This is a genomic window from Simiduia curdlanivorans, assembly GCF_030409605.1.
Taxonomy (GTDB): Bacteria; Pseudomonadota; Gammaproteobacteria; order Pseudomonadales; family Cellvibrionaceae; genus Simiduia; species Simiduia curdlanivorans.
On record NZ_JAUFQG010000004.1, the window covers coordinates 1,151,545 to 1,177,692 of the forward strand.

Annotated in this window: 19 protein-coding genes; 10 read left to right on the forward strand and 9 right to left on the reverse strand. The window is 48.9% G+C overall.

Annotated features, from left to right (window positions below; genetic code table 11):
- Positions 1–2: 2 nt before the first annotated feature.
- The 3 genes from QWY82_RS05340 to QWY82_RS05350 are packed head-to-tail and all read left to right on the forward strand — an operon-like array spanning position 3 to position 2,982.
- Positions 3–1,280 carry a cyanophycinase gene (locus tag QWY82_RS05340; protein WP_290260511.1) on the forward strand — a complete coding sequence of 426 codons (1,278 nt, stop codon included), beginning with the start codon at positions 3–5 and terminating at the stop codon, positions 1,278–1,280.
- Complete coding sequence (locus QWY82_RS05345) at positions 1,277–2,245, forward strand: arginine N-succinyltransferase (RefSeq protein ID WP_290260512.1); 969 nt, start codon at positions 1,277–1,279, stop codon at positions 2,243–2,245. The genes QWY82_RS05340 and QWY82_RS05345 overlap by 4 nt, the downstream gene beginning before the upstream one ends.
- The gene (locus QWY82_RS05350; RefSeq protein ID WP_290260513.1) at positions 2,242–2,982 is read left to right on the forward strand and encodes an arginine N-succinyltransferase; all 741 of its coding nucleotides are present in this window, start codon (positions 2,242–2,244) and stop codon (positions 2,980–2,982) included. The genes QWY82_RS05345 and QWY82_RS05350 overlap by 4 nt, the downstream gene beginning before the upstream one ends.
- 284 nt (positions 2,983–3,266) lie before the next feature.
- Here QWY82_RS05350 and QWY82_RS05355 read toward each other — a convergent pair whose 3' ends face one another.
- Both QWY82_RS05355 and QWY82_RS05360 read right to left on the reverse strand, forming a co-directional pair.
- Complete coding sequence (locus tag QWY82_RS05355) at positions 3,267–6,296, reverse strand: EAL domain-containing protein (RefSeq protein ID WP_290260514.1); 3,030 nt, start codon at positions 6,294–6,296, stop codon at positions 3,267–3,269.
- A 205-nt stretch (positions 6,297–6,501) separates the two neighbouring features.
- Positions 6,502–10,311: an EAL domain-containing protein gene (locus QWY82_RS05360; protein WP_290260515.1), complete on the reverse strand. Its 3,810-nt coding sequence runs from the start codon at positions 10,309–10,311 to the stop codon at positions 6,502–6,504.
- Between the two features lie 187 nt (positions 10,312–10,498).
- On the opposite strand from QWY82_RS05360, the gene QWY82_RS05365 reads away from it, so the two are divergent.
- Positions 10,499–10,960 carry a GNAT family N-acetyltransferase gene (locus QWY82_RS05365; protein ID WP_290260516.1) on the forward strand — a complete coding sequence of 154 codons (462 nt, stop codon included), beginning with the start codon at positions 10,499–10,501 and terminating at the stop codon, positions 10,958–10,960.
- A gap of 95 nt (positions 10,961–11,055) precedes the next feature.
- Here the strand turns inward: QWY82_RS05365 and QWY82_RS05370 are convergent, their stop codons facing one another.
- Entirely contained in the window at positions 11,056–11,664 is a 609-nt protein-coding gene (locus QWY82_RS05370) for an HvfX family Cu-binding RiPP maturation protein (RefSeq protein WP_353958677.1), read from the reverse strand.
- 164 nt (positions 11,665–11,828) lie between these two features.
- Between QWY82_RS05370 and QWY82_RS05375 the strand changes: the two genes are divergently transcribed.
- Together QWY82_RS05375 and QWY82_RS05380 are read left to right on the forward strand one after the other, a co-directional pair.
- On the forward strand, positions 11,829–12,428 hold the full coding sequence (locus tag QWY82_RS05375) for an RNA polymerase sigma factor (protein WP_290260518.1): 600 nt from the start codon (positions 11,829–11,831) through the stop codon (positions 12,426–12,428).
- Positions 12,422–12,676, forward strand: a complete 255-nt coding sequence (locus QWY82_RS05380) for a hypothetical protein (protein WP_290260519.1) — start codon at positions 12,422–12,424, stop codon at positions 12,674–12,676. The genes QWY82_RS05375 and QWY82_RS05380 overlap by 7 nt, the downstream gene beginning before the upstream one ends.
- 7 nt (positions 12,677–12,683) lie before the next feature.
- Here the strand turns inward: QWY82_RS05380 and QWY82_RS05385 are convergent, their stop codons facing one another.
- Entirely contained in the window at positions 12,684–14,321 is a 1,638-nt protein-coding gene (locus tag QWY82_RS05385) for a sensor domain-containing protein (protein ID WP_290260520.1), read from the reverse strand.
- A 139-nt stretch (positions 14,322–14,460) separates the two neighbouring features.
- Here QWY82_RS05385 and ettA point away from each other — a divergent pair, with 139 nt between their 5' ends.
- The 3 genes from ettA (at position 14,461) to QWY82_RS05400 (ending at position 21,012) form a co-directional block, all read left to right on the forward strand.
- Positions 14,461–16,125, forward strand: coding sequence for an energy-dependent translational throttle protein EttA (gene ettA / locus QWY82_RS05390; RefSeq protein WP_290260521.1), 1,665 nt, complete (start codon positions 14,461–14,463; stop codon positions 16,123–16,125).
- 139 nt (positions 16,126–16,264) lie between these two features.
- Positions 16,265–17,626 (forward strand): magnesium transporter, encoded by a 1,362-nt coding sequence (gene mgtE, locus QWY82_RS05395; protein ID WP_290260522.1) that lies wholly within the window; start codon positions 16,265–16,267, stop codon positions 17,624–17,626.
- A gap of 386 nt (positions 17,627–18,012) precedes the next feature.
- Complete coding sequence (locus QWY82_RS05400) at positions 18,013–21,012, forward strand: ligand-binding sensor domain-containing diguanylate cyclase (RefSeq protein ID WP_290260523.1); 3,000 nt, start codon at positions 18,013–18,015, stop codon at positions 21,010–21,012.
- A gap of 35 nt (positions 21,013–21,047) precedes the next feature.
- On the opposite strand, the gene QWY82_RS05405 is transcribed toward QWY82_RS05400, so the two are convergent.
- The 5 genes from QWY82_RS05405 to QWY82_RS05425 are packed head-to-tail and all read right to left on the reverse strand — an operon-like array spanning position 21,048 to position 25,382.
- A complete protein-coding gene (locus QWY82_RS05405; RefSeq protein ID WP_290260524.1) occupies positions 21,048–21,917 on the reverse strand; it encodes a mechanosensitive ion channel family protein in 870 nt (289 codons plus the stop codon).
- A gap of 19 nt (positions 21,918–21,936) precedes the next feature.
- A complete protein-coding gene (gene corA, locus QWY82_RS05410; protein WP_290260525.1) occupies positions 21,937–22,905 on the reverse strand; it encodes a magnesium/cobalt transporter CorA in 969 nt (322 codons plus the stop codon).
- Positions 22,895–23,998, reverse strand: a complete 1,104-nt coding sequence (locus tag QWY82_RS05415) for a succinylglutamate desuccinylase/aspartoacylase family protein (protein ID WP_290260526.1) — start codon at positions 23,996–23,998, stop codon at positions 22,895–22,897. The genes corA and QWY82_RS05415 overlap by 11 nt, the downstream gene beginning before the upstream one ends.
- Before the next feature lie 4 nt (positions 23,999–24,002).
- Positions 24,003–24,908, reverse strand: a complete 906-nt coding sequence (rimK, locus tag QWY82_RS05420; RefSeq protein WP_290260527.1) for a 30S ribosomal protein S6--L-glutamate ligase — start codon at positions 24,906–24,908, stop codon at positions 24,003–24,005.
- Positions 24,909–24,932: 24 nt separating this feature from the next.
- Complete coding sequence (locus QWY82_RS05425; RefSeq protein ID WP_290260528.1) at positions 24,933–25,382, reverse strand: ATP-dependent zinc protease family protein; 450 nt, start codon at positions 25,380–25,382, stop codon at positions 24,933–24,935.
- 228 nt (positions 25,383–25,610) lie between these two features.
- Between QWY82_RS05425 and cobU the strand changes: the two genes are divergently transcribed.
- Complete coding sequence (gene cobU, locus QWY82_RS05430) at positions 25,611–26,141, forward strand: bifunctional adenosylcobinamide kinase/adenosylcobinamide-phosphate guanylyltransferase (protein WP_290260529.1); 531 nt, start codon at positions 25,611–25,613, stop codon at positions 26,139–26,141.
- Positions 26,142–26,148: the final 7 nt, after the last annotated feature.

The following is a 26,148-nucleotide window of genomic DNA, read 5'->3' on the forward strand; positions in this document are numbered from 1 at the left end:
TAATGCGATTTCTAGTTTTCTTTGTAGTCTTAATACTGTCGTTTACGTTTGGCTCAACGGCGTTGGCCGGAGGAAAATTATTGATCGTCGGCGGTGCTCTAGAAAGCTCCAATGCGCAAGTGTACCGTGCTTTTATCGATGCCATTCCGGCGCAAGCGAAAATTGCCATTGTTCCAGCGGCTTCGGGTCGACCGGCGCTTTATGCTGAGAAATTTCGCAAGGATTTGAATCGCTACGGCGTTACCAATGAGCGGATAGTGATTGTTCCTCTCGCGCTCGTCGATGACCCGTCAACGGACGTGGACGAAAGCAAGTGGCAAGACAACGCTTATTCTACAGACTTACTTGCATCGCTAGAGGGGGTGCAAGGTTTTTGGTTTGTAGGCGGCGATCAAACTCGGATAACGCAACTTCTAATGCGCGATGGTGAGGAAAGCCCGCTACTGAAGTTCATTCGAGACAAGCTACAATCCGGTGCGATTGTTGGTGGTACTAGCGCTGGTGCGGCAATGATGAGTCATCAAATGATTGCCGGTGGCGATAGTGTTAGCGCACTTTTGTCACCGCCCGCCGAGGCTTATACCGGCATGGAGAGTCAGGAGTTAGGCCAATTATATTGGCAGCCAGGATTGAATTTTTTACCCAGCATCTTGGTGGATCAACACTTTGATCGCAAGGCGCGTTTAGGCCGGCTAGCCGTGGCCATGTGTAGGCTAAAGCAAGGTTACGGGCTTGGAGTGGACGAGGATACCGCGGCTTTCGTTGATCTGGAAAAGCAAAGTCTACGCGTATTGGGGCGCGGCAACGTGGTTTGGCTTGAGGCTGCTACTGGCGGTTGTAACCTGAGTGAGGATTCGCGCGAGCAGGCGGATGTCGCAACTGAGGTTATTCGTCAGTTCTCGCTATCGCTCATGGCCGCCGGGGATAGTTGGCAATGGAGCCGTAAACTATTTAAAGCCAGTGACGGCAAGCAGAAAACTGTTGGCCGGGAAGCCTTTGCAGGTGGCGTGCATTCCGGTGGTGGATTTGCACTGGCGAATGCGAGATTGGACCAAAGTTTGGGGTTTGATTTGTTGGATAATAGTGATAGCACGCAACTTGATCGATTCACGCTGGCTCGATTTCAAAACCATGATTACCTAGTTCGCTATCAATTTAAGCAATCCCCCAAAAGCGAGGGCTATTGGGGCTATCTCGATGGTACTAAAGACAGTTACTCTGCTGTTAATGTCATTTTCTCTGTCGAGTTGCGTCGTTTATCAGAAAGGCTTATTCCATGATGTATGTGCGACCATGTCTACTTTCGGATTTAGAAGCTTTGGAGCAGTTGGCCTACGATAGTCCGGTGGGCTTAACATCATTGCCGGAGGATCGCGATCGCCTGATAAGACGATTGCAGTGCAGTGTGGAATCATTCGCCAAAGAGGTGATCGAGCCAACTGACGAGGAGTATCTATTTGCACTAATCGATGCAGACACGGATAGGGTAGTGGGTGTTAGCGGCATTCTAGCTTGCGCTGGAAGGCATGAACCCTATTTCAATTTTCGGCTGGACAAGCACTACGTATTTTCGCCAAATTTAAATCAGCGCCATGTGCAAGACCGCCTCATTCTCTGCGCCGATAATAATGGCAAATCGGTATTTAGTGGTTTTTTTATAGCGGATAAATTTAGCACTAAAGCCAGCATAAATTTACTGGCTCAAGCCAGAATTCTCTACATGGCTAGCTACCCAGAGCGATTCTGTGACGAGGTTATAGTGGAGTTTGTTGGGGTAACCAATAATCAAGCCGAGTCACCGTTTTGGAATGCCCTAGGTAAAGCTTTTTTTGCCATGGAGTACGATCAAGCCGAGCATTACTGTGGCACTTTGAGTAAATCCTTTGTTGGAGAGTTAATGCCGCCACAACCTATCTATACGGCATTGTTGTCGCGCGATGCGCAGGCCGTTATCGGTTGCCATGATAAATGCTTTGATGACCTGCTGGCGGCTGCTTTGTCGGAAGGCTTTAGCAATACACCCTATGTCGATGTGTTTGATGCAGGCCCCTGCTTTTCATGTAAAAAACATGAATTAAAAAGCTTCAGAAGCAGTTCAGTTGACGGCGCTAATGCGGGTGAAAGCTATTTGATTTGCGGTGGTGACGGTTTGGCTTTTCGCTGTACGTTAATCGATAAAAATATCGGTCTTTATCATGTGCCTACAACGAATCGCCGTTATCTGGTGCAGGAGTCTTTGCCTTGAATATTCGCCCTGTACAAATTTCAGATATATCGGATCTGCAAGATTTTATGCCGAGGGCGAGCTGTATCTTCGGCTCGCAATTAGCCCGTACGTGGCAGATAGAAAACCAGGTTAAGGAGTCTGTGACTGCTTTCTTGTACGGAGAAGGTGAGTCCGCTTCAAATTACATCTTCGTGGCGTATGAAAAGGCTCAGCTCATGGGTATGCTCGAGTTACATACGCTCATTGGTTACAGTATTAACTGTTTAAGCTACCGGCGTTCTAAGGCATTACATAGGTCCGATATGTTGTCGGTATGTCACGAGCAGCAGGTGATCACGCTTGATCAGGGGTTGCTCGGTCAACACTCTCTGGCATTATGTGTTGTGGCAAATGGACGGGAACACCTAGCGACGGATTTGATCTCGGCGGCACTTGGTTTTCTAGCGTCGGGCCAGGATAAGTTTTCCGGTCATATTTGTATTAGCTTACCAGTAAGCAGTGGCGAGCATTTTTGGCGCGTTACTGGCTTGCCTTTAACTGGTATATCTTACCAAGACTGCAATCACCATCATGCCGAGCTCTTACCTCAAACTCCGCTTTATGAATGCTTCTTGGGCGGTGCTTTGTTGACTGCTGACAGCAATGATGCGCTGCATGAGCCGTTAGCGATTTGGCTGAGACAGCAAGGATTTATCGATAGCGCTAGACTGTCCGTCTTTGATGGCGGCCCGATATTGACCCGTTTGTTGGGTTAGGGAACCTCTGAATAACTCTGGTACCGCTCTGCGTGACCTGTAGCGGTCAGCCGCAAGGCGAGTTTCGCAGCTAATGGCCTTAGCCCTTAGCAAGAAGCTCAACGCAGCGGATGGCCGCTAAAGGCCGCGCGCTACGGGGCTTCCAGCAAATTCCGTGTGAGTTGGGGGCGGCCATCCGCTTGCGACTTCTCGACAGACCCCGGTATGCCTTCGAAGCCCCGCCTAGCCCACGAAATTTGCTGGAAGCCAGAGCGGCACCAGAGTTATTCAGAGGTTCCTTAGATCTATTCTTCTTTTGATAGCCAGCACTCAATATTTTCGGCCGTTGATGGTCGGCAAAAGAGATAGCCTTGGCCGAAATTACAGGCATTGTCGTGCAGGAAATTTTGTTGTTCCCGAGTCTCGACGCCTTCGGCAATAACTTCAAGGCCCAGGCTGTGGGCCATGGCGATAATGGCTTTTGTTATAGCAACGTCGTGGGTGCTGTTGGGGATGTCGGCAACGAAAGACTTATCTATTTTTAGGCGCCTGATGGGCAGGGCTTTCAAGTAGGACAGCGATGAATAACCTGTACCGAAGTCGTCGATAGCAACCTCTATACCCATGCTCTTTAGCTCATTGATGATTTTTACGGCTTTTTCCATGTCTTCCATCATGAAGTTTTCGGTAATCTCAACTTCTAAATATTTGCCGGGGATCGCATGTAAGTTAAGCGCCTTCGCTAAGGTGTTGACGAGTTCACCTTGGCGCAATTCGGCACCAGAGATATTAATGCCAATTCGCGGAACGCTAATGTTGTTGTTGAGCCAGTGACGAATCTGAGCACAGGACTGATTGATAACCCACTCGCCAATTTTTACGATCAAGCCGCTCTCTTCTGCTAACGGAATGAATAAATCGGGAGCAATCATGCCTTTGGATGGATGAATCCAACGAATTAATGCCTCCATGCCAATAATTTCTTCTGTGGAAAGATTGAATTGGGGTTGATACCAGAGCTGCATTTCATTGTGCGCGATTGCCTTGTGCAATTCGGATTCCATTTCTGCTTTTTTACGCGCTGCATCGGTAAAGCGCTGGGTATAAAAGGTAAAGCTGTCTCGGCCTTTGTGTTTGACCTGATACATGGCTGTATCAGCGTTTCGTAACAGCTCTGAGGGGCTGGTGCCATCGGTTGGATAGACGCTAATGCCGATGCTGGTGGTTGTGTAAAAATCTTTGCTTTGCAACTCGAAGGGCTTGCGAATTTCATGTAGGATTTTTTCGGCCACTTGAGCTGGAGCGCTAGGGTCGATCAGGTTTTCTAGTAGCACCACAAATTCATCGCCGCCAAGACGTGCAACGGTATCTTCGTTTCGTACGCAGGTTTTCAACCGAGCAGCGACTTGTTTTAAGAGTGAATCACCTATGTGGTGCCCCATGCTATCGTTAATGTTTTTGAATCGATCGATATCTAAGAAGAGTAAAGCAATCGCGTGCTTGTTCCTATGTGCATGCACCAGCGCTCGTCCCATTCGCGCTTGCAACATTAACCTGTTGGGTAAACCGGTTAAGGTGTCGTGGTGCGCCATGTGATCGAGCTTTTCCTCCGAGCGCTTTAATACAGAAATGTCGGAGAAAACCGCGACAAAGTGGCTGGTGGTATTGTTGACGTCTTTAACAGCGCTAATATTCAGCCATTCTGGCACCAAAGATCCATCTTTTCTCTTGTTCCAAATCTCGCCTTTCCAGCTGCCATTGATCGTGAGTTCCTTCCACATGGCTCTGTAAAAAGCAGGGGCTTGGCGACCCGAATTAAGCAGTCTTGTGTGCTTGCCGATAACGTCTTCACGCTTAAAACCGGTTACATCTTCAAAGCCTTGATTGACCTCAATGATGTACCCTTTGGGGTCCGCTATGATAACCCCTTCAGCGGTATTGTTAAAAACCGTGGCCGCTAACTTTAATTTTTCCTCGAGTATTTTTTGCTGAGTAATATCTTCATGGGTACCGACTATTCGTCGAGCTTTATTATTCACGCAATACTCTGCCACTTTTCCTTTGGCTCTTAACCATTGGTATTGATTGGCATTATTTCTCGCTCTAAATTCGACATCGAAGGTTTCTGTTTCGCCTCGCATAATGGCGCTGTAAGCTTGATTTCGTCGGGCTACGTCATCTGGGTGTATTTTTTCGTTCCATCGTTTAATAGGTTGTGGATCTGGCTCTGGGGGGTAACCTAGCATGGTAAAAAATTGCCCGTTGGCGGTCCATTTTCCCGACTCCAAATCCCAGTCCCACACACCTTCTTTAGCGGCATCCAGAGCCATTGCCAGCTGTTGCTTAACGTGATTGAGGGCTTTTTTCTCGTTGTGAGAAGTCGTAATATTTCGAATCAGTATGATAAATTCATCGAATCCGTTGATGTTGCGTAGCCTAGCTTCGAAGCGCGTGGTTCCAGTTGGTAGCTCTAATTCGTATTCGTAGCAAACAAGCCCTTTCGTTGCTCGTTGCTCATCGAGCTTTTCCAGAAACAATTCACCTAAATCTTGCGGCAGCACATCCTGCATGCGTTTACCAAGGAATTCCTTTGCCGGTCGGTACAGTTCCGTTTCGGTTTGGGCGCGATAATCAAGAATGGTTCCGTCTGCCCCCAAGCGAAAGAACAGATCGGGCAAGGATTGCAAAATTGCCTCCAACTCACTTTCGTGTTGGTCTCTTTCTTGTTGAGCTTGATGTAATTTGCCAAAGTCTCGCAAGACGCCATAAGTCCCAAGCACTGTGCCGTTGGCGCGCACTGGGCCTTTTGTGGTTAGGTAGGTTGAAACGCCAATTTGGTTGGCAATATTTTCTTCGAAGGTTTTAATTGTTTCAGTGCTTAGGATTTGTTTATCAATTTGCATCGACTTTTGTGCGAGTGCCGGTGTACTTAGCGATAAATCCGTCGCGCCGATGATGTTTTTTAGGGGGTGTCCAATGGCGCAGGCATAGGCCTCGTTGGCGAAGAGGTATTGGCCGTTGGTGTCTTTAATATAGATTGCATCGGTGCTTGTTTGCGCCAAGTCGTGTAGAAGCACCTGCAAGGTGTGAGTAGGGCATTCATTGACTGGTGTAGTGCTAGCTGCAGCGGGCTCTATGTCTGCTAAGAATAGATTTTCTAGCGTTGTAGAAAGGGAGTGCGTGGGATGCTCGAGCCATGTTTTAAGCTGATTTAGGCTGAGTTCTATCGGTTGGGCACCTTCTACTATCAGGCTTGAAGCACCGCTCATAACGAAAAGAGCGCAAGCTTCGGCTAGCGACCGCTTGCTATCAATATGGGGTATTGGGGCGTTCATTATTGATAAACCACTGGCTTCCAATCCATTTGTGGGGCTTGCATTGCTTTCAAGCATAAAAGTAAGCAGATGTGTCAGCATAGACGCGCTTGAATGCATTTGCAGCGAGGGCCCAGCTTATTGTTGTGTCTTTCTTAGTGCGACTCTTGGTTTGGTTATAAAAACTAAAATTGTTCGCGATTGGCGTTATATGTGATCGCGCTGCTTAGGCTGTTGGGCTAATTTCGGCAATATAATTTTCCGCATCTTGATGGTTCATGGGCCGAGCGAATAGGTAGCCTTGACCGAGGTCGCAACCCAGTTCGGTGATGACCGCGAGTTGCGCCTGTGTTTCAATGCCCTCGGCGACGGAGGTCATGCCGAGTGCATCGGCAAGGGTAACGATGGTGGTAACAATTGCGCGATTTTCATTTTTCACGTCGACTTCATCAATAAAACAGCGGTCAACTTTCAATACGTCTAACGGAAACCTGTGTAAATAGCTCAGTGATGAATAGCCTGTGCCAAAGTCATCCATGGCAAGGAAAACACCAAGCTGCTTAAGATCGCCAAGGATCTTTTGAGCGGCAATCACATTTTCCATTAGCGCACTCTCTGTTATCTCAAGTTTTAAGAGTGCGGGGTCTATGCCTGAAATTTGCAGTACATTTTTGATGCGGTCTACCAAGTCGCTGCGTGAAAAGTGTTTGCTAGAAAGGTTTACGCTGATAGATACGGAGCATTGATATTTTTTGTGCCATTGCGATACTTGGATGCAAGCTTTGAGGCACATCGCAATATCTAAATCAATGATCAAGCCACTCTCTTCTGCCAGCGGAATAAAATCACTGGGAGGAATTAGACCTTGGTTCGGGTGCTGCCAGCGTGCAAGGGCTTCAAACCCGTCGAGTTCTGTTGTGCCTAGCCGCATAATTGGCTGATAAAATACATCTATCTCGTTATTGTTAATGGCGTTACGCAACTCTGTTTCAAGCTTGAGCGTATTCATTGCTTTGGTATGCATACTTTGATCGAATACGGCATACTGTCTTTTACCGAGTAATTTCGCCTGATACATGGCTGCATCGGCATCCCTTAGCATGTCTTCTGCTCTTTCATATCCGAGTGCACTATAGGCGACGCCAATACTTGTTGAAGTGAAAACTTCATTGCCTAGCACTACAAATGGTTTGGTAAGATCTTCACAAATACGTTTGGCTACGAGTTCGGCGAAATTCAAACCCTGTACATCATCCAGCAATAAACAAAACTCGTCGCCTCCGAGCCTGGCGACAGTATCTTGTGGGCGAACAAGTTTAGTGAGTCTAACGCCAACTTGCTGTAACAACTTGTCGCCTGCTAGATGGCCTAGGCTGTCATTAATTACTTTAAATCTATCTAAATCTAAAAATAGAACCGCGAATTGAAACTTGTCTTCTCGGTTGCCTTTGCCAATGAGTTGGGCAAGACGATCCATAAATAGCATGCGGTTTGGGAGTTTTGTTAGCACATCGTGGAAAGCATCGAATTCGAGTTTTTTCTCAATCTCTCGACGAATCTCGATTTGCCTTTCTAGGGAAATGTTGGCTTGACGTAGCTCTTGGGTGCGTTGATCTACCCGTTGTTCGAGCTGATCCCGCGCGCGTTTTCGATCGAGCGCAGTGGCTACATGGTGTGAAACGTAAGTCAATAATTCTTCTTCATTTTTACCTAATACAAAGGCAGTATCGTAGGTTTGCACAACTAGTGCGCCTAGAACTTCATTGTCCAGTTGCAATGGTACACCGAGCCAAGAGACTGGCATCTGACCCTTAATATTAATGCGAGATGTAATTTCCTCAACATTCGAAGGGTTTAACAATAACGGCTGACCGCTCTTCATGACATGCTCGGTAAGGTGGTTGCCCATCGGCCTTGGTGCAGGGTCTTTGTCGGAGATGTCGATATAGTAAGGGAAGGTTAAAATGTCTGGGTCATGGATATCGGGTAGCGCGATAAAGAAATATTTTGCATACATAAGCTGGCCAATGGCGTCATGTATATGCTTGTAAAAATTTGACATATCAGAGGTGCTAGCTGATATATCTGCAATTCTGAATAATGCGGTTTGTAAGTGCTCCGCGCGCTGCCGTTCTTTTATCTCATCCTGAAGGCTTTTGTTAAGATCTGCAAGTTCTAGGGTTCGCTCTTCGACGCGCGCCTCTAGAGATTCTCGATAAAACTTTTTTTGAAGTGCCGTGGTGACGTGGGACGAAACGAATTGCAGTAGATCTAGTTCTTTTTGTCCGAATCTATCGGTCTTGTCGTATGTCTGTACGACGATTACGCCAGCCACATGCTCGTCGTAAATTAAGGGTACGCCCATCCAAACTTCGGGCTCTTTACCGACTAAACCAATTTCGCCTTTTGCTTCTAGTTCATGCCTTACCTCGCGGGTTGCCAAGAGAGCTTCACCGGTTCTAATGACGTAGGCTGTAAGGGTTTTTTCGATATGCTTAAAGGGCATATGCGGTATGGTGTCATCCTCCGTGGTTTCGGTAAAGTCGCAGAGCTGGTCGTCGTCATCGGCGTAATAGGGAAAGTAAAGTTTGTTAGATAATTTATTGTACTCGGCGACAAAGAAATTTTTTGCGTGAATAAAGCGCGCTACCAGCTGGTGAATTTCGCGATAAAGCAGGTGTAAATCACTAGTGGTTTGGGTCAGTTCATCGATGGTGAATAAGGTCTTTTGGAGTTCTTCCGCTCGTTTTCGCTCTTCTACCTCGCCCTCGAGTTTATTGTTAATTTCTGATAGTTCCCACGTGCGTTGGTTGACTCTTGCCTCAAGGGTTATGTTTGCCAGTAGCAATGCATCGGAATCTTTCTGTCTTTTAATTGCTTCGGCAAGTTGATCGGCAACAAAGCTCAGAAGCTCTAAATCATGTTCGTTGAACTCCCTAGTCTCATCGTAACTTTGCGCGGCAATAACGCCATAGGCGGTTTCACCTATTACAATAGGTGCGCCAATCCAGCTAAATGGTCTGGAGCCTGCTATTTCTAGTTCACCATTTGCAATAAGTTTTTCTAAGCGCGCTTTATTGATTAGTTGTGGCGCTCTGGTATGGAGAATGTATTCAGTGGCACCATTACTTAGTTTGCGCGATCGGGTTGTAATGTCTTTATGATCGGCAAAGTAGGGAAAGGTTATGCTGTCGCCGTCTTCATTGAGAATGGCGACATAAAAATTACGCGCATAGAATAATTGGGATAAAATTTTGTGAATTTTTGGGTATAGATTATCTACCTCACTTTCCGTATGGGAGAGTTGTGAAATTGAGTAGAGAGCAGCCTGTAGTTTTCGGTCGGCATCTTTAGTGGATAGTGTTTTTTTGAGTTCAATGTTTCTTTTTTTTAGTGTTTTTGTTCTCTCTTCAACTTGCCGTTCGAGTTGTTCGCGGCGCTCAAATCTATCCATCGCGGTGGCAATGTGTTGAGCAAGAAAACTGAGTATTTCTTTATCACTTTCGGTAAATTGGTTTTCTCGCTGGTAACTCTGTACAACAATGGCGCCTCTTTGACCGGTGGTGCGTTTCAGTGGAACACCAATAAGGCATTGGGGCATGACACCCACTAACGCTAAGCGGTGCTGGCGAATGAGCTGTTCGAAGGCTTGCTCACCTTGTAAAAATACCGTGGTGTCGTGCTTGATCAAATAGGCGCTTAAACTGCTGTCGAGTTCACTGAATGGCACCTCGATGACCTCGCCTGGCTGGGCTGGGTCCATGGTATCAACGTAGTAAGGGAACTGAATCGTGCCGCGTTTGGTGTTTTCCAGCGATATATAGAAGTTTGCCGCATACATCAGTCTTGACGTGACCTGATGAGCGCTGGCGTAAAGTGCGTCTAGCGAGGTGGACTTAAAGGATAAATCAGCAATTTCAAACAGGGCTTTCTGTACCTCAATGGCATTTTCTCGCGCTTCGAGTTGGGCTTCGAGGAAAGCGACGCGCTGTGCCAGTATTTGGCTGTCTTGTTGGCCGATCATTTGCTTCGTCATGCACTCTGAACTGTGATTTCTAAGGTTCCGTGGCACCCCGCTGGTCGCAAGTCAGGGTGAGCTTGCTTAAACTATAGCTGGCTGGCGAATAAAGTGGCTAGTTGTGTGGGTGAATAGGGGTGATTGTCACGTTTTCGGCCTTAATGGCCGGCATTGCAACATAAATCTTAGCTAGAAGGGTCTCGCTATGCCGGTACATGTCAACAATCGCCATCACTTGGCCGCCTTCTCGGCCTTGAAGTACGCGTGGATTGAGCGCTTTTTTAGCATCGAGGCGTCAGATCGTAAAATGCTGGAGCGTCCGGCCTGGATTATTGAGCAGGGTGGTTATGTGTTAACCCTCACCTCGGGTGATGAGGTGGTGGGTTGTTGCGCGCTGCTAAAGGGCGACGGGCAACATTTTGAACTGGCGAAAATGGCTGTCACACCAGCCTATCAAGGGCGGGGCTTAAGCCACCTGCTAATGGAGGCGGCTATCGCGCAGGCAAAAGCTGTCGATGCACAGGCCTTAGATTTGCTAACGAGCTCGACCTTGACCCGTGCCATTGGGCTTTACCAACGCTATGGCTTCATTACGCTACCAGCCAAGTGCCATCCAGATTACTCCCGTTGCGATGTGGTGATGCAACTGGATTTGCTGAACCACTGATGGCTGTCAAATGTTAGTAGCAGTTCACCTAGACAATATCGAATAGGGTTTTCATCAAATACCGGCCGTTTTTTCTTGTTTACCCAGTTGGCGCTCTAGTGGTTGCAGTTGACAGAGTGTTTGAGGCCGACATAGTGATCGAGGCTGACGTAGCGGCCGCCGCCCATGACCAGTAACGCTAAGCACAAAATAAGATAAGTGATAGAAAACTCGATACCATTATTTAATATCACAAAGTTGCCGCTTTCCGTTAGCCACTCATAATTGCCGTGGGTTTGTAAAATTTCGCGCGCGCGCTCAAGTTTTTCCGATGCGGTATGTACCGAGGCGTTGGCAAAGGGTGCGCTAGCATCGGCAATGGCCTGCCAGCCGTTTTGCCAATGCACGGTAAACGCCGCCACCAGCATGGTGATCGCGAGCGGTATGCTGATTAAACGGGTGCCAAAGCCCAGCAGTAGTAATATCGCACCCAGCGCTTCGGTCGCGCTTGCTAGCGCCGCCATCAACCAAGGCAAGGGCAGCCCTAAGCCCCAATCAGCATTGCCGAACCAGGCCACGGTGCTGTCAAAGTTATTGAGCTTACTGGTGCCGGCCATCCAAAACACCGGCACTAGGTAGAGCCGAATAGCCAGTGCAGGAATGCCATCTAAGTGGATAAAAGTTCGGCCTAACTGCAAGTAGTATCGATAAAATGATGAAAGCACCAGCAAATCCCCAAAAATTTATAAAAATGTGAATTTTTTGCAAGCCATTGCGTATTAGCTTAGGTCTATGGATGTACGTGGCCTGCCGCTGTTACAGGGGTGGGTGTATTTATGGTTAAATGCGCTCGGCTCAATGGCTTGAGCGCAGAGGTTTAAGAATGGCAATGGAACCTGATTTAACGTTATTGCGCGCCCAAGATCACGGCGCGTTTACCCAGTTGGTGCAGCAATATCATCCACAATTGCTGGTAGTTGCGCGCGCAATAGTGCGCAATGCGCAGGCCGAGGAAGCGGTGCAGGAGGCGTGGGTGTCGATATTTCGGGCGCTGCCAAAATTTGAAGGTCGCTCAACCCTGAAAACTTGGATGTATACCATTGTCAGTAACGCGGCCAAAGGCAAGTTACGCAAAGAGGGGCGGGAGATTACCGTTGAAGACGTGGGTGGCGTGGTGGGCGACTATCTCTCCGAGGACCGCTTTCAAAGCGACGGTCATTGGGCAAGCGGCCCGTCGAGTTGGCATATGGAATCACCTGATCGGATCTTAGAAGAACAGCAATTGAAACAGTGTATCGAAAAAAATCTCGCCCTATTGCCAGAATCGCAGCGCGCAGTATTCCTGTTGCGCGATGTGGAGCAGGAGCCGCTAGAGGTCATTTGTAACATGCTGGAGCTGTCTAACTCTAATGTGCGTGTTTTGTTGCACCGGGCGCGAGTCAGCCTTTTGTCTGTGATTGACCACTATCAGGAAACCGGCAAATGTTAACCTGTAAAAAAATTGTCGAGCAGTCGAGCGAGTATAGAGAGGGCAATATGACTCTATCGCAGCGCCTGAGTTTTAAGCTGCATTTGTATATGTGTTTGCGCTGCCGTCGTTATCTTAAACATTTTGAAACCACTATTGCTGTCGCATCTCAGTGCGCTAAAAAGTCGCTACCGGAAGTTGACGCGCAACAGATATCCAATCAATGCAAGCAGCAGAGCCGTTCGGCCGAAGGGCATAAAAAGGACTAATGCTTGCCTAGGTCAGCGCTAGATCCTCGGGCGAGGCTGGCTCTCTAAGCAGGTAGCCCTGTACCGCTTGACAGTCTAGCTGCTGTGCCACTTCCAATTGCAGCGGATTCTCAATTCCCGTCATCACTACTTCCACGCCCAAACTATGCAGGTAGCTGGTTAAACCTTTCAATTGTTTAGTGGCTTTTTCGTCGGGCAGTTTTTTCGCAAAGCGGCGATCAATTTTAATTTGGTCAAAGGGTAAATCTTGTAATTGGTAGAGGCAGGTTAAGCCTGAGCCAAAATCATCGAGGGTTAATTTAACCCCTAGTTTGTGTAGTGCATTTAAACGCGTTAGCGCGTCGTCGGTTTGCAGTGCAGCTTCCGTAATTTCTAGGTGAAGTTGGCTAGGGGTAAGTTTCGATTCTTGTAAAATATCTCGCACCAGTGCAATCAAATAGTGTTCTTGAAATTGCCGAGCGGACAAATTGACATTGACACATTTTAAGCTTGCCCCCTGACTTTGCCAGCGCAGAAACTGCTTTACCGATTCGCGCAATACCCAATTACCTATGGGACGCATGGTGCCCGTCGCCTCGGCAGCGTCGAGAAATAAGCCGGGCAATAACAGGCCCTGGCTTGGGTGCTGCCAGCGAATTAGCGCCTCGGCGCTGATAATTGCGCCCGTCTCGCTGCATAAAAGTGGCTGGTAGTGCAAAACGAATTGCCCATCCTGTACGGCTAGTTGTAATTCCTTGGCAATCTTTTGTCTTGAGGTAGCCGCTTGTTGCAGGGCCGGGGTAAACAGCAAGCTTTGGCCTCTGCCTTTCTTCTTTGCTTGTAACAATACGGTTTCGGCTTGTTTTGTGTGTAGCGCGGGTGAGTCGGCGTCGAGCGGATAAAGTGCGGCGCCTGTTGCGATACTGATGCCGCGCTGCAAGTTCGGCATGGCTTTGCCTAGCTCCAGTTGTAATTTCTCCGTGACTTGTGTGAACGCTGTAATGGCCGCGGCTTTATCCTTTAAGTCTGGCATGAGCAGGGCAAAGCGTCCCTGTCCTAGGCTCGCCAAGGTGTCTTGGGCGCGAAACAGATTGCGCATGCGGTTGGCAACATCGAGCACGATTTGCTCGTAGGCCTGCACGCCCAGTTGCTCGCGCAGAGATTCTGCTTGATCCGGCTCGAACAGAATCAGCGCCACAATATGTTGCGAGCGCTTGGCACGCAGTTGCGCCTGGCCGAGGCGATCGTTGAGTAAGGCCTGATTGGGCAGTTGGGTGTGTAAATCGAAGTAGGCCATTCGGTGTAGTTTGACGTCGGCCAGCTTGCGCTCGCTAATATCGCTGAAACTCACGAGAAGGCTCGGCCCGCGGGTGGTCTGTAGCTGCTTTATTTGAACCGCCGCCTGGAAGCTTTTACCCGGCTGTTGGTACTGCAACTCGCCCTCCCACCAACCTTTGCGCTTAATGGCATCGTTGATCGAGTTGAGCATTGCCGCACCCTGAATTGCCTCGTTTAACAGCGGACAACCCTTGCCCTTGAGGTGTACTTCATCCAGCCCGGTGAGCGCGCAATAGCTCTGGTTGGCATGCGTTAGAGCGAGCTTTTGGTCGAGTAAGCATTGGGGCTGCCGAGATTGGTAAAAAGCCGCTTCTAGCGATGGCTGCACAGAGAATCTCCTTATAATGTCCACTTCATAGTATAGGCTGTAAGGGCAATGAGCCAAATACTGATGCGGTGATTGAAAAGCGCGCGGCGTTTGCGGTAACGTGCGCGCCATTAACCCTGATACTTAAGGAAGGCCAGCTATGGCGCAATACGTTTTTACCATGAATCGTTTGGGCAAGATCGTGCCCCCGAAGCGCGAAATTCTCAAAGATATCTCCCTATCCTTTTTCCCCGGCGCCAAAATTGGCGTGTTGGGCTTGAATGGCTCGGGTAAATCCACGCTATTGCGCATCATGGCCGGTGTCGATCAAGACTTTAATGGCGAAGCCCGGCCCATGCCGGGTATTAAGGTTGGTTATTTAGAGCAGGAGCCGCAGCTGGATGAGTCGAAAGACGTGCGCGGTAACGTTGAAGACGGCATGCGCGAAGCCGTTGACGCCCTAAAGGGCCTGGAAGACGTGTACGCCGCCTACGCCGAGCCCGATGCCGACTTCGATGCCCTAGCCAAAAAGCAGGGCCAGTACGAAGATATTATTCAAGCCTGGGACGCCCACAACCTAGATCACACCTTGGAGGTGGCCGCCGATGCTCTGCGCTTGCCGCCTTGGGACGCCGATGTCAGCAAACTATCCGGTGGTGAAAAACGTCGCGTCGCTTTGTGTCGCCTGTTGTTGTCGCGCCCAGACATGCTGCTGCTCGATGAGCCCACCAACCATTTGGATGCCGAGTCGGTGCATTGGCTGGAGCGCTTTTTGTGCGAGTTCGAAGGCACAGTAGTGGCTATCACCCACGATCGCTATTTCCTCGACAATGCCGCTGGCTGGATTTTGGAACTGGATCGGGGCCATGGCATTCCCTACGAAGGTAACTATTCATCTTGGCTAGAGCAAAAAGATGCGCGTATTGCCCAAGAGCAACGCACCGAAGCCGCGCATCAAAAAGCCATGAAGTCGGAATTAGAATGGGTTAGACAAAATCCGAAAGGCCGGCAGGCGAAAAGTAAGGCGCGAGTGACACGCTTTGAAGAAATGCAAAGCCAAGAGTTCCAAAAGCGCAACGAGACCAATGAAATTTACATTCCGCCAGGCGAGCGCTTGGGCGACAAGGTCATAGAGTTCAACGGCGTGACCAAAGCCTATGGCGATCGCGTACTGATAGATAATTTAAGTTTCAATATTCCGAAGGGTGCTGTGGTTGGCATCATCGGTGGTAACGGTGCCGGTAAGTCGACCCTGTTTCGCATGATTGCCGGTGACGAAAAACCCGATAGTGGCAGTATCGCCATTGGTGAAAGTGTTAAACTGGCTTTCGTCGAACAGAGTCGACAGAGTTTAAAAGATTCCGATACCGTGTGGCAGGCCATTTCCGGTGGCCAAGACTTGCTTAAAATTGGTAACTACGAAGTGAGTTCGCGCTCTTATGTGGGGCGCTTTAATTTTAAAGGCACCGATCAGCAAAAGCGCGTGGGCGAATTATCGGGTGGTGAGCGTGGTCGTTTGCATTTGGCCAATACGTTGAAGCAAGGCGCTAACGTTTTGTTACTCGATGAACCGTCCAATGACTTGGATGTGGAAACCTTGCGCGCGCTGGAAGATGCGGTATTGGCCTTTCCTGGTTGCGTGTTAGTTATTTCCCATGATCGTTGGTTCCTCGATCGCATCGCCACACATATATTGGCCTATGAGGGCGAATCCGATGTGGTGTTCTTCGAGGGCAACTATACTGAGTACCACGAAGACTTTGTCAAACGTAAAGGCGCAAATGCAACGCCACAGCGCATGAAATATAAGCGCTTAAAAGCCTAGTGTTATTGATGAGTGCTGTTGCAAGCAGTTTTAATTAGCTGCTTGCCGTTTTCCCAGCGCTAGATTGGCTACGCTGGGCTAGCCTCGCCAAGTGATATTTAATAGATCTAATTTCTCTACAAAGCAGCAGGAGAACCCTTTGGAAGCTACCGAAATCCTCAGTCACGAGCCCTTGATCGATCCGATCCTAAGCGAGCTCGCGGAGGAAAATCCGGTGCTCAGTGAGGCCACGCAGGCGGCGATTCTAGAACTGCCAAGTGAAGACGTCGCGCTGTTGCTCGAGTCTTTACCTGGCGAGCCTCGGTTAAAAGTGTGGGCCCTCATCTCCGCCGAAGAGCGCGGTGATGTTCTCTTCGAAATGCACGATGATGCGCGTCGCCATCTCATTAACGACATGGAGGAGTCAGATTTGCGCTCCATGGCGGCGCGCCTTTCGCCGCAGGAACTGGTAGAGCTTAACGAACTCATCCCACCTAAGCTTTACTCCCGCCGCTTGAAATTGATGAGTTTAAAAGAGCAGACAGCTGTTAATACGGCGATGCGCTTTGAAGACGATCAAGTGGGTCGCAACATTGATTCGGATTTTATTAGCATCAGCGAGGGGCTCACCTCTCAGCAGGTGATGCGCCTGTTGCGTCAATGGGAGTTTCCCTCGCATACCGACCTTCTCTGCTTGGTCAATGAGGAAGGCTTGTATGCGGGTTCTGTGCAACTAACGGACCTATTCAACGCCCATCCGCAGCAGCAGATCAAAGATCTGAAAATGGAAGACGATCCGGCTGTGCGCGCCGATATGCACATGGGCGAAATTGCCGACCTGAGTTATCAAAACCATCACGCGATGATGCCGGTGGTCGATGAAGCAGATCATTTGCTCGGGCGAATTACCTCGCAAGATATTTTGGGTTGGGTGCAAACCGAAGCCGAAAATCAACTGCTGCAACAGGCGGGTTTATCCGAAGATGAGGATATATTTGCGCCGGTAAAACGCTCGGCTAAGCGTCGCGCTGTGTGGTTGGGCATTAACCTGTGTACCGCGCTACTCGCGTCGTGGACCATTGGTTTATTTGAAGCAACGCTTGAACAAGTGGTGGCGCTGGCGATATTGATGCCTATCGTTGCCAGTATGGGCGGTATTGCCGGCAGTCAAACCTTAACACTCGCCATTCGCGGTCTAGCGCTGGGTAATTTATCTTCGTCCAACGCCAGAATTATGTTTCGAAAGGAAATATTAGTAGGCCTACTTAATGGCATCGTCTGGTCGTTGGTGATCGGCATTATGGCGGGTTTGTGGTTTCGTCAGCCGGCCATTGGTTTCGTTATTGGCGCCGCAATACTGGTCAATTTAATTTTTGCCGCTATGAGTGGGGTGATTATTCCACTGGTGCTCGACAAATTTAAAATTGATCCAGCGCTATCCGGCGCCGTTATTCTTACCACAGTAACCGATGTCATCGGCTTCTTTGCTTTCTTAGGCCTAGGTTCATTATTTTTAGTGTGATGTTAAACGTTGTGAGCTTGGACGTGATGCTAAAAATATAACGGCATTGACAACTGGGCCTACCTGCGTCTTTTGTCCACTTGACGTATAACTGCTGGATAGTAATTAAAATCATTCGCGGCTAATGATTCTAACTGTGCTTGCTTTCGCCTTTATCTTTCCTTCAGTCGGCACTGAGCTTGTTTTATCGCCTGACGCTCTAGACGATCCTTACCCAGCTCGGTTCAGGGCAGCTCTGCTCGCTCCAGCGTTGGCGTTAATGACGCGGTAGTGGGGCAGATTACCTGTCTTATCGCGGTTAAATGATAAGGTAATTTATGCATTGACCTTGAGGCTAGCCTAGCTGTCTGCTACTTTTTTTAGTAGTAAATTGCCAAGGCTCTCCTATGAATGCCCTGCACAGCGCGCTTTCTAGGTGGAAAGTGCGATTAGCCACCTTTTTTTCACTTCTCTTTTGTCTATTTTTTAGTACTTATCCTTCTATAGCTTTTGCTCAGCCAGACCCTCTCAGGCACTACCAATACGCTACTTGGAGTGTTGAAGCTGGCTTACCGCAAGTAACGGTAACCAGTATGGCGCGCGGCGCTGATGGGCGTATGTGGATAGGTACCCAAAATGGTTTGGCTCGGTCTGACGGTCAAGATATCGAAATCTATCAAGTAAACGAGTTTGCCGCCTTAGGTTCCAATTGGATCAAACTCATTCAAGCCACCGATAACGGTGACTTGTGGGTGTCGACGCTAAAACATCTCGTGCGCTGGCGCGATGGTGCGTTCGAAGTGATGGCAACGCGCGAGCAGATTGGCGAAGTCACCGCTTTGTCGGTCGATAACAAGGGCAAGTTATGGGTTGCGGCAAGTCATCTCTGGTATTTCGATGGTGCAGCGCTTGTTCAATCCGATCAGTGGTCAGGTGGTGTTCGCACCTTAGTTGCAGGCGCTAATGTATGGTTAGCTAACGACCAGAATGAGATTGTGAAGCTGGGCAAAAACGCTGTCGAATTTATATCTTGGCCTGCGGAACCTTTGGTTGTTCGGCACATGGCGATTATTAAACAGCGCCTTTGGGTGGCGACGCATCAGGGCTTATATCGAAGTAATGGCAAACGCTTAGAGCGGGTGACTAATAGTCCGGTGCTAGCCTTAACAACACATGGCGACGTGTTGTGGTTTGTGAGTGAAGAGGGTGTTTTTGCCTGGCGTGGCGATCAGATTGAAGCACAGCTGTTAACGGAAGAAGCGAGTGATTTTACTTTAATTACGACCATTTTCGTCGATGAGAATCAAGCGTTCTGGTTGGGCTCGCAGGCCCATGGGGCTAGGTATTTTTGGCGTGCGAGTTACGTGCAAATATCCAAACAGGACGGGCTTAGTGAATCGAGTTGGAGTTTGGTACCCATCAAAAATGGCATATTGGTGGGCTCTAATCGAGGTCTATTTTTAGGCCAGGACAATAAATTTAAAAAAATAGTAGATGCTGAAAAGATTCCCGGTGGCGTCGGTTACGCCGTGTTGCGCGACAGTAGTGGCCGACTTTGGGTTGGCACTCGAGAAGGCTTGGCGGTGCAAGAACAAGGTGTTTGGCAAAAAATAGTAGAGTTGCAAGGTAAGCAAGTAAACAGTTTGCTGGAAACGAAAAGTGGCGAAATCTTAATTGGTTCGACAAGAGGTCTTTTTCATTGGGATGGTACACATGTTGGAATATTAACGGGTACCCAAGCACTGGCAGGACATTCTGTGCGCTCGTTATTAGAGGATGACAAGAATATCCTTTGGGTTGGCACTGAAAACGGGCTGAAGGCATGGCGCGCAGGTGAATTGATTGCGGGTGAATTAAGGTTCGAGACTGCGTTGCCGCTTGCTCAAGATTTCGTTCCTGCGCTGTTGCAGTTACAAGATGGTCGTGTTCTCGCTGCCACCTACCAGCGGGGTATTTTTATCAAATCCACAGGCGGTGCTTGGACGCCAGTTGAATTGAGTCGCGGTCTGCCGACTCAAGGTGCTTTCGGTCTGTTCGAATACGAGGGCTGGCTATGGATTTCAAATGGCGATGGCGTGCAGCGAATCGAGGTAAATCAACTGGAGTTAAATAATCCAAGGCTTCAGGTTGTGTATTATGACGAAGGTGAAAAACTGGGTCGATCGCGATTGCGTTGTTGTAACGGTGGTGGCACTGGCCGAGCGGTAGTCAGCGAGGGCTACGCTTGGTTTTCGTCCTTGGCTGGCGTGGTCAGAATAGACACCAATTTGCCTGAGGTTAAGGTGCCGGTGGCAAAAATACGAAAAGTGCTCGATGTGGGTAAGTCCGAAAGTCGACTTATGAAAGACTTGGAAATTCACTACAGTGTTCTAGATTTTCGTAACGCACAACAAATCGCCTATCGCTATCGAATGACGCCTTATAATAATCAATGGCAGGAGGCGGATGATCGCCGTATTGCTTACTATACCAACTTGCCGCCGGGAAATTTTGCCTTTGAAGTACAGGCGAAGCACACATTTGGCAACTGGGGTCCGGTAGCGACCACGAAAATTTCTGTTGCGCCAGATTATTACGAAACCCTTTGGTTTAAACTTCTAATTGGCGTCTTGGTTTTAGCTTTCTTGTATGGCGTGTTCAGAATCAGGACCTTTAGCTTGCGCACCCGAAGCGTTTATTTAGCGCAAGAAATACGTGCCCGTACCGCTCAGCTTGAAACCATGAATACGGAGCTTGAAAGAGTCAATAAAGAATTGCATGTGGCGAGCATTACTGATCCTTTAACCGGTTTACATAATAGGCGCTTCATGACCGAGCAGATTGGTTTTCAGTTGGCTCGTATGAAACGGCAAAGGCAGCAGGCCGCGCAAGATGAGAAAAACAATGTCTTGGGTTTTTTTCTGATTGATTTGGACTGGTTTAAACATGTGAATGATCGATATGGCCATGGCGTCGGCGATCAACTTTTGACGGAAACAGCAGCCAACTTGAAAAAGGTATGTCGTGAGAGCGACATGTTGCTGCGCTGGGGCGGTGAAGAGTTTCTTTTGTTGACACCAGACAACAACCCTAGTGAATTTTCTCGTGTCGCCGATCGATTGCGCAATGCCGTCGCAATGGCCGGTGAAAAAATGGGCTTGCCGCAGAGAATCTCGGCCTCTATTGGCTGTGTTCCCCATCCTTTGTCTCAGCATAGCGATATCGATAATTGGACCTTTACCTTGGCCTTGGCTGATTACTGTCTCTATCAAGCCAAGGCGGCTGGTAGAAACTGCAGTGTAACTGCTGTGATTGACGATGAATTACTATCAACCTATCGAGAAGCGAAGATAACGAGTACCGAGCTTGCTACTTGGCAGGAAGAGGGGCGGTTAGATATTGTGATCCTAAGTTCAGTAGTTGGCTAGTGGCAGTTATCATTTGATAGTTAATCTAAATATCATTAATCAAGATCTCGGTCGTTGTGTTGGCTTCTAGAGTCAGAGCGGACATGCAGGTCACGCTGCGGGAAAGGAATCTCGAAGCCGTGTTGGGTTAACGCTGATTCTACGGCCCAAAAGTATGCAGACTTAGTCCGTGTTGGTTTTTGTGCCGCTTCATGTATCACCCAAACCACAAGCACAAAGTCTAGGCTTGAATCGCCGAAGCCAGTCATAAAAACACGCGTTGGATAGCGTGGCTCTATATTAACGGTTGTTTCTACCTCATTGGCGGCGGCAATGACTATATCGCGCATTTTGTCTTTGTCTGTACCGTAGGCAACGCCGAAGGGTATCCGAAACCTAACCAGACCTTCCCGCAAAGTCCAGTTAGTCACTTGGCCTGATAGAAATTCAGAATTTGGCACCAGAACATCCATGTTGTCTGGTGTATTGACGAGCGTTGAACGAACATTGATCTCTTTGATGGTGCCGAAAGTCCCCGACTGAAGCTCGACAACGTCACCAACGTTGATATTTCGCTCAAATAACATGATAACGCCGGAGATAAAGTTATTGGCTATGCCTTGCAAGCCAAAACCAATGCCTACAGACAGTGCGCCGGCGACAATAGCGAGCTTGGTAAAGTTAAAGCCGGCCAGTGATAGGCAGATAATGAGTGATAGGATAATGATGATGTAATGCAGTATGCGACCAACGGAATAAGCGGCACGTTGATCGATACGGCGGTTATCTTTTGCAAATCGCAACAGCGAGCGCTGCGTGCCACGCGATATCAAATATCCAGCGATCATGACCGCAATAATTTTAGACAGGGTGAATAGCGTGAGTGTATAGCCTTCAAAGCTGATGAGGTTTATGTCAAAGTTCAATTGCCAACTCCGCTAATTATTACAGCCAGCCTTTGCGTTTAACAAAGGCAATGCCGAAAATAGTAAAACTCACCATAAAACCAAGCACGAAAAAGTAGCTGTAGTGCCAGCTAAGCTCTGGCATGTGCTGGAAATTCATGCCATATATGCCGGCCACAAGGGTTAGCGGAAGGAATATCGCCGTCACAATGGTGAGGAGTTTCATGATGTGGTTGGCTCTATGAGCGCTGATGGATATAAAGCCGTTGATAAGATCGTTGGTGAGCTCCTGGTATAAATTTGCTAGGCTGGCAAGGCGTTCAAAATGTTCGAACAAGTCAATAAGTTCGTGTTCATCGAAAGCAAGGAGTTGATGTTCATGGCTGTTCATGATTTCTTCGATCACTTCTTTTTGATAAACGAAAGATCGGCGCGCTTTTTTTAACTGCGAGCCGTAATTAATCAGCTCGCCTAATAAATCGTCTGTGCTGGCGTTGAATATTTCGTCTTCAATTTCGCTTAAGCGCTGTTCAACTTCGAACATGAGTGGCAGATAGCGATCTACTATGCCGCGTAAAAGTTGATAGCAAAGCTGACCCATGCCGCCGCGCGGTAATTTTTTATCGGTAGTAATTTGCTGCCAATATTTATCCACCGCTTCCGAAGCTAAATCGTGCCGGGTAATGATGTGTGAGTTGTTGCTAAAAATCGCCAGTTGATGGCGCGAAAAGTTTTCTTGGTCTCCGAGTTTTGTCAGCTCGTGCATCAATAGAAACACATGATCATCGAAGGCTTCATATTTCGGCGGGTGCCGGTGCCGTTGGGCATCGCGATGCGCCAGTGGGTTGAGTTCGAATTTGGCCAGCGCATTGAGTTCGCGCTGGCTTTCTGCGCCACAAATATCTAGCCAAAGAAAGTGGTCGCTGTCGTGGTAGTGGGCTAGGAGTTCTTCCTGGCCCTGCTGAACCAACTCGCCTTGCGCGTTAAATAGAAGCGCTCTAACTGTCATAGCGCTCTCCCCAGGGGTCGGTAAAACGGAGGTCGGGGTCGCTTAAGTCTTCCATGTTTTCGTGAAACTGCTCGACGGTTTTCTCCGCATCTTGAACCGTATCGAATCTGGCGATATGAAATAGGGCTTCACCTTCATTGACTACGGGAATATTATTTCTGCCAATAATGATGCCGTTGGCCGGCGACCGAACTTCGAGTTCCATGCTCCCGTAGGGGTCGACAATCAACGCCAATATGTCATCTTTTTTAACCCGCTCGCCAAGTTCGACATTGGCCACCATCATGCCATCGTGATTGGCTCTAACCCATTGGCTTGATCGCGCCACAATTGACTCGAGTGACTTTTTACCGGACTTACGCGCCAGCATACCTAGGTGTGTCATAACGCCCAAGACACCTTTCACGCCGCCATTGATTGAGGCTTCGTCGAAGCGCAATGCTTGACCCGCTTCATAAAGGATAAATGGCTTGCCGAGTTTGTCGGCGGCGTCGCGAAAGGAGCCGTCTAAGTTAGATGAGTGCAAGACTACCGGCGCGCCAAACGCGTGAGCCAATTCCAAATTTTCTTCACTCTCTAGGTTGCCGCGAATTTGCGGCAAATTAGAGCGGTGAATCGCACCCGTGTGTAGGTCGACCACATGGGTACAGTGGGTGAGAAGTTCTGTGCGCAAAAGATAGGCGATGCGAGAACCCAAAGAGCCTTTTTCGCTGCCTGGGAAGCAGCGATTCAAGTCTCGCCTATCGGGCAGATAGCGAATCTGTTGAATAAAGCCGAAAGCGTTTACCACCGGCACCAAAATTAAGGTGCCCTTTAACTTGTCCAGTGCCGGCGACTTGCTGAGCCGACGACACACTTCAATACCATTGAGCTCGTCGCCGTGAATCGCGGCCGTCACTAATAATACCGGGCCCTCATGCTTGCCGTGGATCACTTCAACACCGATGGTGAGCGGTGTGTTGGTGTAGAGCTTGCCGATGTCCATCTCCAGCTTGGCGCGTTGGCCGGCTGGAATTGTTTCACCCAGAAGTTCAAAGTCTGGGCGGCGGGACCTACTTTGCCGCTTATCTTTATTGCCTGTTTGCCCCGCCATAGTCTCAGCCCTTGCCTTTTGTTTTTGACGCGTGTTGCTTGGCGTTTTTTTCCAGCCATAAAATAATTTCGCCCGCGATATCTTTACCGGTGGCCCGTTCGACACCCTCTAAACCGGGCGAGGAGTTGACTTCCATGACCACGGGGCCCGAGGACGAGCGCAGCAAATCAACGCCCGCAACATTTAAACCCATGGTTTTTGCTGCCCGCACCGCGGTTTCGCGCTCTAGCGGGGTAATTTTTGCCAGCGAGGCGGTGCCACCTCTGTGCAGGTTGGAGCGAAATTCGCCTTCTTTGCCTTGACGCTTCATGGCTCCAACCACTTTATCGCCGACGACGAAGCAGCGGATGTCGGCACCGCCGGCTTCTTTAACAAATTTTTGCACCATGATGTTGGCGCCCAGGCCCATGAACGCCTCCAAAATGCTTTCGGCGGCTTTGCGGTTTTCCGCCAGTACAACACCAATACCTTGAGTGCCTTCAAGTAACTTAATCACCAAAGGTGCGCCGCCGACCATATCGATGAGATCGGGAATGTAGCGGGTTTGGTTGGCGAAGCCCGTGGTTGGCAAGCCAATATTTTTCCGCGCCAATAATTGCATGGAGCGCAATTTGTCGCGCGAACGCGAAATAGCAACGGATTCGTTGAGCGGGTACACACCCATCATTTCAAATTGGCGCAAGACCGCGGTGCCATAGAAAGTGACTGACGCACCAATGCGCGGGATTACGGCGTCGAAGCCAAGTAGCTCTTTGCCTTTATAGTGCATATCGAGATCGGAGGGGTTGATGGCCATGTAGCAGCGCAATGCATCGATAACTTCAACCTCGTGACCGCGAGCTTTTGCGGCTTCGATGAGGCGGTTGGTTGAATAGAGTTTTGCGTTGCGTGAAAGGATGGCAATTTTCATGGAGCAATATCTCCTATGGGGATGTTAGGCAACAGGCCTAACGGACTGTAAGTAGGACCCTTTCGAGTCTACTAAAAAACGCCCTTCGAGTGCTTTTCGCCCGAGCAGCATTCTAAATTTCATGTTGTCGCGGCTGGTCAATGTAAGCTCCGCACGAAAGCTGTGTTTACCCAATGTAATTAAGGTTTCAATCACTGGTCTCAGCTCTTCGTGGCCGCCCGAGTCGCGCACGATACGCTTATCGAGGATTTTCGCGTCGGTAAAATATTCTTCATCGCTTTTTTGGCGCGGATGTAAACCAATACGCACCCACTCCTCACCGTCTTTATTGAAATAGTTGAGCGAGAAAGTGTGCAGTGCCGAGGTGCGCGCGCCTGTATCCACTTTAACTTTCAAACTTTTTACCCCGAGTTCGGGCAATGACACCCACTCGCGCCAGCCAATACAGGCGGTGGCTTGTCTACTTTCAGTCATTGGTTGTGTTCCTTAATGTCCGTTAACCCTACTCGGTGTCCGCGCGGGCGCGCAACATACAATAGGGGAGGCTAGCGCACTAGATGTTTCTGATGCTTTTTATGTTATTTTGAAGTAAATCAATAGTTTGTTAAGTTTAGCTGAACCTTGGCTCGCTCTGATTCTTTATTTTGGGCGGGCGATATTGGGATACTGGCGAGTGCAGGAACTGTACATAAGGGAAAAGTATTGAAACAGCTTATTTTAGGTGGCGCACGTTCAGGTAAAAGCCGATTAGCGGAGGCGTGGGTCAGGCACAAATGTGGCGCCGCTCCTGCCCACTATATCGCAACGGCTCAGCGCTCAGCCTGCGATGAGGAAATGTTGACGCGTATTGAGCTGCATCGGCAGCAGCGGGCTCGGCATTGGCTGGTGTCAGAGGAACCCTTGTGCCTTGGCCAGCACCTCAGTGAATTACCTGATAAGGTCGCGCCTGTGCTGATAGACTGCCTGACGCTCTGGTTGAGCAATTGCTTGGCGGCAGGTTGTTGGACGGAGCAAAAGGCGCTATTTCTCGACGCTGTACAACGTTTTAGCGGAGATTTAGTACTGGTGAGTAATGAGGTTGGCTTAGGTATCGTACCTATGGGGAATTTGAGTCGGCAGTTTGTCGATGAGAGTGGTTTCCTACACCAAGCGTTAGCCGATTTGTGCGATCGCGTGATTTTTACCGCAGCAGGTTTGCCTTTAGTGATGAAGGGCGAGCCTTGGTCGCTGTGAAGGCGAG

What these genes read in the sequence shown, in the direction of transcription:
- QWY82_RS05340 (WP_290260511.1), top strand. Translation starts at nt 3, where the DNA reads ATGCGATTTCTAGTTTTCTTTGTAGTCTTAATACTGTCGTTTACGTTT.
- QWY82_RS05345 (WP_290260512.1), top strand. Translation starts at nt 1,277, where the DNA reads ATGATGTATGTGCGACCATGTCTACTTTCGGATTTAGAAGCTTTGGAG.
- QWY82_RS05355 (WP_290260514.1), bottom strand. Translation starts at nt 6,296, where the DNA reads ATGAACGCCCCAATACCCCATATTGATAGCAAGCGGTCGCTAGCCGAA.
- QWY82_RS05360 (WP_290260515.1), bottom strand. Translation starts at nt 10,311, where the DNA reads ATGACGAAGCAAATGATCGGCCAACAAGACAGCCAAATACTGGCACAG.
- QWY82_RS05365 (WP_290260516.1), top strand. Translation starts at nt 10,499, where the DNA reads ATGCCGGTACATGTCAACAATCGCCATCACTTGGCCGCCTTCTCGGCC.
- QWY82_RS05375 (WP_290260518.1), top strand. Translation starts at nt 11,829, where the DNA reads ATGGAACCTGATTTAACGTTATTGCGCGCCCAAGATCACGGCGCGTTT.
- QWY82_RS05380 (WP_290260519.1), top strand. Translation starts at nt 12,422, where the DNA reads ATGTTAACCTGTAAAAAAATTGTCGAGCAGTCGAGCGAGTATAGAGAG.
- ettA (WP_290260521.1), top strand. Translation starts at nt 14,461, where the DNA reads ATGGCGCAATACGTTTTTACCATGAATCGTTTGGGCAAGATCGTGCCC.
- QWY82_RS05400 (WP_290260523.1), top strand. Translation starts at nt 18,013, where the DNA reads ATGAATGCCCTGCACAGCGCGCTTTCTAGGTGGAAAGTGCGATTAGCC.
- corA (WP_290260525.1), bottom strand. Translation starts at nt 22,905, where the DNA reads ATGACAGTTAGAGCGCTTCTATTTAACGCGCAAGGCGAGTTGGTTCAG.
- QWY82_RS05415 (WP_290260526.1), bottom strand. Translation starts at nt 23,998, where the DNA reads ATGGCGGGGCAAACAGGCAATAAAGATAAGCGGCAAAGTAGGTCCCGC.
- rimK (WP_290260527.1), bottom strand. Translation starts at nt 24,908, where the DNA reads ATGAAAATTGCCATCCTTTCACGCAACGCAAAACTCTATTCAACCAAC.
- QWY82_RS05425 (WP_290260528.1), bottom strand. Translation starts at nt 25,382, where the DNA reads ATGACTGAAAGTAGACAAGCCACCGCCTGTATTGGCTGGCGCGAGTGG.